This window comes from Corallococcus interemptor, from assembly GCF_003668875.1.
Lineage (GTDB): Bacteria > Myxococcota > Myxococcia > Myxococcales > Myxococcaceae > Corallococcus > Corallococcus interemptor.
The window spans coordinates 57,741-63,740 of sequence record NZ_RAWM01000041.1; the positions used below are offsets into that span (position 1 = coordinate 57,741).

Genomic DNA, 6,000 nt, shown 5'->3' on the forward strand with positions numbered 1-6,000 from the left:
AGGGGAACAATGGGGGTTTCCGCTCGTGGACTCTCGTTGACTCTCCGGGAACCCATCCCTACGGTTCGCGCGCCCTCTTATGGCCGGACTGCTCGACAAACGCCTGTGGATCGTCTCTGGCAAGGGGGGCGTGGGGAAGACGACCATCGCCGCCGCCCTGGCCCTGGCCTCGGTGCGCGCCGGCCGGCGCACCCTGGTGTGTGAAGTGAACACGCAGGAGCGCGTCAGCCGCATCCTGGAGCTGCCCGAAGCGGGCCCGGAGGTGAAGCTGCTGGAGGAGAACCTCTGGGCGGTGGACGTGCGCCCCCAGGAGGCCATGCGCGAGTACGGCCTGATGGTCCTGCGCTTCGAGACCCTCTACAAGACGGTCTTCGAGAACCGGCTGGTGCGCTACTTCCTGCGCTTCATCCCGTCCCTCCAGGAGCTGGTGCTGCTGGGGAAGATCCTCTTCCACCTCCAGGAGAAGCTGCCGGACGGCCGCTGGAAGTACGACACGCTGGTGCTGGACGCGCCCGCCACCGGCCACGCCATCTCCTTCCTGAGCGTGCCGCAGGTGCTCCTGCAGACGATTCCGCCGGGGCCCATGACGCGCGAGGCGCTGAAGATGCGCGACCTCCTGGTGGACCCCTCCGTCACCGCCGCGGTGCTGGTGGCGCTGCCGGAGGAGATGCCGGTGAACGAGGCGCTGGAGCTGCACAGCGCGCTGAGGGACCGGGTGCACATCCGCACGCACGCGGCGGTGCTCAACCAGGCCTTCCCGGAGCGCTTCACGGAAGCCGACCTGGAGGCGCTGGCGGGCCACCCGGAGCTCAAGCGCGTGGCGCAGGCACACCATGACCGCGCGTCGCAGGCGGTGCTCGCGGGAACGAAGCTGGAGCGCAACCTCCACGCGCCGGTGTACACGGTGCCCAGGTTGTTCGTGCCGCGCTTCGGACGGGACGCGGTGGAGACGGTGATGGGGCACCTGAACGCGATGGTGACCGGAGGCACGGGAGCATGACGGCGCTGCAAGCGGCGCTCGCGAACAAGCGCGTGCTCATCTGCGTGGGCTCTGGCGGCGTGGGCAAGACGACGGTGGCGGCGACGCTCGCGCTGCGCGCGGCGGTGGAGGGACGCCCCAGCATCGTGTGCACCATCGACCCGGCGAAGCGCCTGGCCAACTCCCTGGGCCTGTCCGGCCTGGGCAACACGGAGGCGGAAGTCCCCGCGTCCGCGCTGGAGCCCCTGGGCGTGAAGCCCAAGGCGGCCCTGCACGCGATGATGCTGGACATGAAGGCCACCTGGGACGACCTCATCACCCGCGTGGCCCCGCCGGAGCAGCGCGAGAAGATCTTCGCCAACCGCTTCTACCAGTCCCTCTCCACGGCCCTGGCCGGCAGCCAGGAATACATCGCCATGGAGAAGGTCTGGGACCTGCGGCGGCGCAGCGACTACCAGCTGGTGGTGCTGGACACGCCGCCCACCGCGCACGCGCTGGACTTCCTGGACGCGCCCAACCGGGTGCTGGACTTCCTGGACAACGAAGCGGCCAAGTGGCTGCTCACGCCCGCGCTCAAGGCGGGCAAGGTGGGCCTGTCCCTCTTCAACCTGGGCGGCAGCTATGTGACGCGCGCGCTGTCGCGCTTCACCGGCACGGAGATGCTCCAGGAGCTGTCCTCCTTCATGCTGACGCTCTCCTCCATGAACGAGGGCTTCCGCGAGCGCGCCCGCGGCGTGCGGGAGCTCCTGGAGGACAAGACGACGGGGTTCGTGCTGGTGACGAGCCCCAACCCGGAGCGGCTGGACGAGGCCATCCACTTCCACAAGCTGCTCGCGCAGAACCGCATGGAGATGACGGCCATCGTGGTGAACCGCGTGCACCCGCTGCCCACGCAGGCGCAGTGGGAGGACGCGGCCACGCTGACGCCCACCCGGCGCGCGAAGGTGGAGGAGACGCTGCGCGAGCTCCAGGTGCTGGCGCAACAGGACCTGGAGGGCATGGCGCAGCTGCGCGCGGCCTGTCCGGGCACGCCCCTCATCCAGGTGCCGCGCTTCGGGCTGGACGTGCACGACCTGGTGGCGCTGTGGGGCACCGGCCGTTACCTCCTGGGCGACGACGTCCTCGCCTGAGCGCCCTCCCCCACGGTGCGTGACAGGGCACCCGGGGCCATCCCGCATTAGACTGGCGGTCCCGGAAAGAGCACTCCGGGAACCTGGCGGGTCTCCGGGGTGTCGATGTCCGGGGCCGTACCGGATGGGAGTGAGCTGCATGCACGGCAGGAAGCGGATGGAGTCGGCCGGAGTCACCCGGCGGTGGCTGTGGGCAGGCGTGTTGGGCCTGGGCCTGGTGCTCACGGGCTGCCGCACCACGGGCGCGGCGACGAAGCCGGACGGCACGGCGAACAAGCAGGTCGTGGAGTTCGACCCCGTCACGGTGACGGCGGACCTGGAGCTGGACAAGCTCAACGACGAGGAGCTCTTCGCCGGCGGCACCTCCGCCTTCGCCGCCAACGACTTCAAGCAGGCGGCGCGCTACCTCGGCCGGCTCGCGGACTTCCACCCCAACAGCCCGCACCGCCGGGAGGCCCTCTACAACGCGGGCCTCGCGCACCAGCGCCTCAAGGAGTGGGACGACGCCTACGGGCGCTTCTCCGACCTGGCGGAGCCGGAGAAGGGCCAGGGCGACGCGCTGGAGGCGTCCTTCCGCGTGGCGGAGACGCTCTACCACCTGGAGCGCTACGAGGAGGCGGTGAAGCTGCTGACGACGCTGGCCGCGCGCGCGGACCTGCCCGCGGGCCGGCGCATCGAGGCCCAGGTGCAGCAGGGCATCTGCCAGGTGGAGGCCGGCCGCACCGACGACGCGGAAGCCACGCTGCGCAAGGCGCTGGCCGCGTATGACGCCCTGCCGGACAAGGCGGAGGTGGAGGACTACTTCCCCGCGCAGGCGCACTTCTTCGTCGGCGAAATCTACCGGCTGCACTACGAGGCCGTGAAGCTGGAGGCCAGCCGGGGCAGCGACGGGCTGGCGCAGGACCTCAACTACAAGGCGGAGCTGCTGTTGTCCGCGCAGGGCCACTACCTGCGCGCCATCCGCGTGGGCAACGGCTACTGGGCCACCGCCGCGGGCGCGCAGATTGGCGCCCTGTACGAAAACCTCCACGAGCACATGGTGAACTCGCCCACGCCCCCGGAGCTCAACGCCGAGGAGGCGGAGGTCTACCGCCAGGAGCTGCGCAAGAAGATCCGCGTGCTGCTCACCAAGTCCATCAACATCTACGAGCGCACCCTGGAGGCCGCCGAGCGCATCGGCTCGCAGAACGCCTTCGTGGACCGCACCCGCCAGAGCCTGGAGAAGGTGAAGTCGCTCCTGCTCGCGGACGCGGACGCCGACACGGCGTCGGACGAGGTCTCCGTGCCCATGCCCGCCTCCAACGCGGGCGCGAAGCACCGCTGACGCTGGCGCCTCCAGGCCATGGAACCGCTCTTCACCCCGGAGCAGCTCGCCGACATCCACGCCTACCATCAGCCCTATTACATCCGGGCCGCGGTGGACCCGCTGGTGCGGCTGGCCCTGTCGGCGCTCATCCTCTCCGTGCTCCTGCGGCCGGTGTACCGGGGGGCGGAGGCCGCGGCGGCGGCGCTGGAGCGCAGGTTCGGGGCCGGCTTACGCAAGGCGCCGGTGAGCCGCGCCTTCTTCAGCGCCATGGACCGGCTGTGGGGCGAGCCCGGCTGGGGCACCGCCATCCTCTTCGCGCTCTTCATCGACCTGGCCACCCAGCTGCTCTACGCGCCCGCCAACGTGTACTTCTACTACGTGCTGGAGCACCGGCACGGCATGTCCAACGACACGCCCGCCACCTTCGCGTGGACGTGGTTCAAGGGCAGCCTCGTGGGCGCCATCGCCCTGACGGCGCTCGTGGTCGGCCTGTACGGCCTGGCCCGCCGGGTGCGCCGCTGGTGGCTGGTGCTGGGCGTGCCCGTGGCCCTGCTGATGCTGGTGTCCGCCGCGCTGGACCCGTACCGCGCCCGCCTCTACTTCGACCAGACGCCCCTGCCGGAGGGGCCGCTGCGCTCGCGCATCACCGCGCTGATGCGGAAGGCGGACATCACCTTCTCCGACGTGCTGGTGGAGAAGACGTCCGTGATGTCCAAGCGCATCCAGGCGTACTTCGCCGGCCAGGGCCCCACGCGCACCATCGTCCTCAACGACGTCATCCTGGGTGAGCTCGCGGAGGATGAAATCCTGGCCGCGGTGGCGCATGAGGCGGGCCACGTGAACGAGCCCCGCTGGCCCGGGCGCATCGCCTCCTCGCTCGCGGTGCTGGCCCTGCTCTTCCTCATCGACCAGTTGCTGCGCCTCTCCGCCCGGCGGGGCTGGTGGGGCGTCCAGCGCGCGGGCGACATCCGCACCCTGCCGCTCGTCTCGCTGGTGGTGTTCCTGCTGATAACCCTCGCGGCCCCCGTGTCCGGGGCGCTCTCCCGCCAGCGCGAGCGCGAGGCGGACCGCTACGGGTTGACGCTCACCGGCGACCCCGCCGCCTTCCGCCGCATGCTGGTGAAGGCCGCCCGGGTGAACAAGATGGACCCCGAGCCCCCCCGCTGGGTCGTCCTCAAGGGCATGAGCCATCCCCCCATCGGGGAACGGCTCGCAGCGCTCGACGCGCCCTGAGCCGCCGTTCAAGAAGCCGCCGGTGGATGGGCCTCCACTCCACTCCCCCTCGCCATCCAGGCCCACCCTCCGGCCAGCCGCCCCCGGACCGCTCCCCAACTGTCCGGTGGCACATCCGTCTTGAAGCGTCTCTTCCTTCAACCCGTCACGTGGGCGGAGCGCCCTCCTTCAGCTTCTCCACCGCCACCAGGGTGATGGCCTTCACCAGGGCCCTGGCGCGGCGCCCCGCGGACGTCTCGCCGTGCGGATCCACCTCCACCGCGTTGGCGATGTCCGTGAAGCCCTGCCGCTCACCCCGGCGCAGGTGCAGCTCGCCCCGGCCCGTCAGCGCCACGGGGTTGCGCGGGTCTCCCGTCAGCGCGTGCGTGTACTCGGTGAGCGCGTCCTCCACCCTGCCCAGCTTCTGGTACACCGTGCCCAGCGCCGCGTGCGCCGCGGAGTCCTTGGGGTTCCCCTCCACCAGCCCCTCGAAGAGGATGCGCGCCTCCTCCAGCCGGCCCGCCGCCGCCAGGTCGCAGCCCACCTGCGCGATGGCCTTCGCCTCCTCGAAGGTCATCCCCTCCACCTCCGCCCAGGTCGTCTCCCCCCGCGCGAACGCCTTGAGCCTGCGCGCCGTTCCGGTCTCCATCGTCGGTCCCTCGCCGCCCTCGTGCTTGATGATGCGTCCCATGGCGGCCCTCACGCGCTGCGCAGGTTGGAGATGGCCGTCTTCGCCATCTCGTTGAACTTCGAGGACATGTTGCTCATCAGGTCGAACATCGCCTTGCGCTTCTCCATCAGCGTCTGAAGCCGCAGCTCCAGCTCCTGCATGCTCGTATCCAGCTTCGCGCCGCGCGCCTTGTCGGAGTCGCTGGAGCCCAGCGTGGCGCGCTCCTCGCGGGCGCTGGCCATCTCGTTCATCACGTCCAGCAGCTCCGAGTCGGTGTCCTCGGTGATGCCCATGAGCAGGGCCTGCACCTTCTGCTCGATGCTCATGTTCGGGTTGTCCACGATGTCCCGCGCCCGCGAGCCGCCCGTGCTCCGGCCACCGCCCGTCGAAGGCTTCGCCACCGCGTCCAGCTCCGCTTCCAGGTCCTGCCAGCCGGCGACGCCGTCCCGGCCGCTCTCCGCCATCTCCAGGCGGTTCCAGTACTCGGGGTGGTCCTTGAAGAACTGCGCGGCGCGCTTGAGCGTGGGAGAGGCCGCCGGGTTGTCCAGCATCGCCTCCAGGCTCGCCAGCGACAGCTTGCCGTCCTTCACGCCCCCCATCGCGTCGAAGGTGTCCCAGTTGTCATCCAGCACGTGGAGCGCGTCCGCGTAGGCCTGGAGGTTCGGATCCGCCGCCCCCGTGCCGCCGCTGCAATGCCCGTCCG

General features: G+C 70.6%; 5 protein-coding genes and 1 pseudogene. 4 read left to right on the plus strand and 2 right to left on the minus strand.

Annotation, left to right across the window (positions count from 1 at the left end; all coding sequences use genetic code 11):
* The first annotated feature begins 79 nt into the window (after positions 1-79).
* The 4 genes from D7X96_RS17430 to D7X96_RS17445 all read left to right on the plus strand — a co-directional run bounded on the left by D7X96_RS17430 (position 80) and on the right by D7X96_RS17445 (position 4,648).
* The gene (locus D7X96_RS17430) at positions 80-1,000 is read left to right on the plus strand and encodes an ArsA family ATPase (protein ID WP_120547897.1); all 921 of its coding nucleotides are present in this window, start codon (positions 80-82) and stop codon (positions 998-1,000) included.
* A complete protein-coding gene (locus D7X96_RS17435) occupies positions 997-2,109 on the plus strand; it encodes an ArsA family ATPase (protein ID WP_120547896.1) in 1,113 nt (370 codons plus the stop codon). Before D7X96_RS17430 ends, D7X96_RS17435 begins: the two co-directional genes overlap by 4 nt.
* A gap of 139 nt (positions 2,110-2,248) precedes the next feature.
* The gene (locus tag D7X96_RS17440) at positions 2,249-3,433 is read left to right on the plus strand and encodes a tetratricopeptide repeat protein (protein WP_121770240.1); all 1,185 of its coding nucleotides are present in this window, start codon (positions 2,249-2,251) and stop codon (positions 3,431-3,433) included.
* An 18-nt stretch (positions 3,434-3,451) separates the two neighbouring features.
* Entirely contained in the window at positions 3,452-4,648 is a 1,197-nt protein-coding gene (locus D7X96_RS17445) for a M48 family metalloprotease (RefSeq protein WP_121770241.1), read from the plus strand.
* 145 nt (positions 4,649-4,793) lie between these two features.
* On the opposite strand, the gene D7X96_RS17450 is transcribed toward D7X96_RS17445, so the two are convergent.
* A complete protein-coding gene (locus tag D7X96_RS17450) occupies positions 4,794-5,318 on the minus strand; it encodes a tetratricopeptide repeat protein (RefSeq protein ID WP_120547893.1) in 525 nt (174 codons plus the stop codon).
* An 8-nt stretch (positions 5,319-5,326) separates the two neighbouring features.
* Positions 5,327-6,000, minus strand: a pseudogene (locus D7X96_RS17455) (hypothetical protein); the annotation flags it as partial.

Bases quoted from the DNA above. Each gene is read 5' to 3' on its own strand.
- D7X96_RS17440 (WP_121770240.1), top strand. From the start codon at position 2,249: ATGCACGGCAGGAAGCGGATGGAGTCGGCCGGAGTCACCCGGCGGTGG.
- D7X96_RS17430 (WP_120547897.1), top strand. From the start codon at position 80: ATGGCCGGACTGCTCGACAAACGCCTGTGGATCGTCTCTGGCAAGGGG.
- D7X96_RS17435 (WP_120547896.1), top strand. From the start codon at position 997: ATGACGGCGCTGCAAGCGGCGCTCGCGAACAAGCGCGTGCTCATCTGC.
- D7X96_RS17450 (WP_120547893.1), bottom strand. From the start codon at position 5,318: ATGGGACGCATCATCAAGCACGAGGGCGGCGAGGGACCGACGATGGAG.
- D7X96_RS17445 (WP_121770241.1), top strand. From the start codon at position 3,452: ATGGAACCGCTCTTCACCCCGGAGCAGCTCGCCGACATCCACGCCTAC.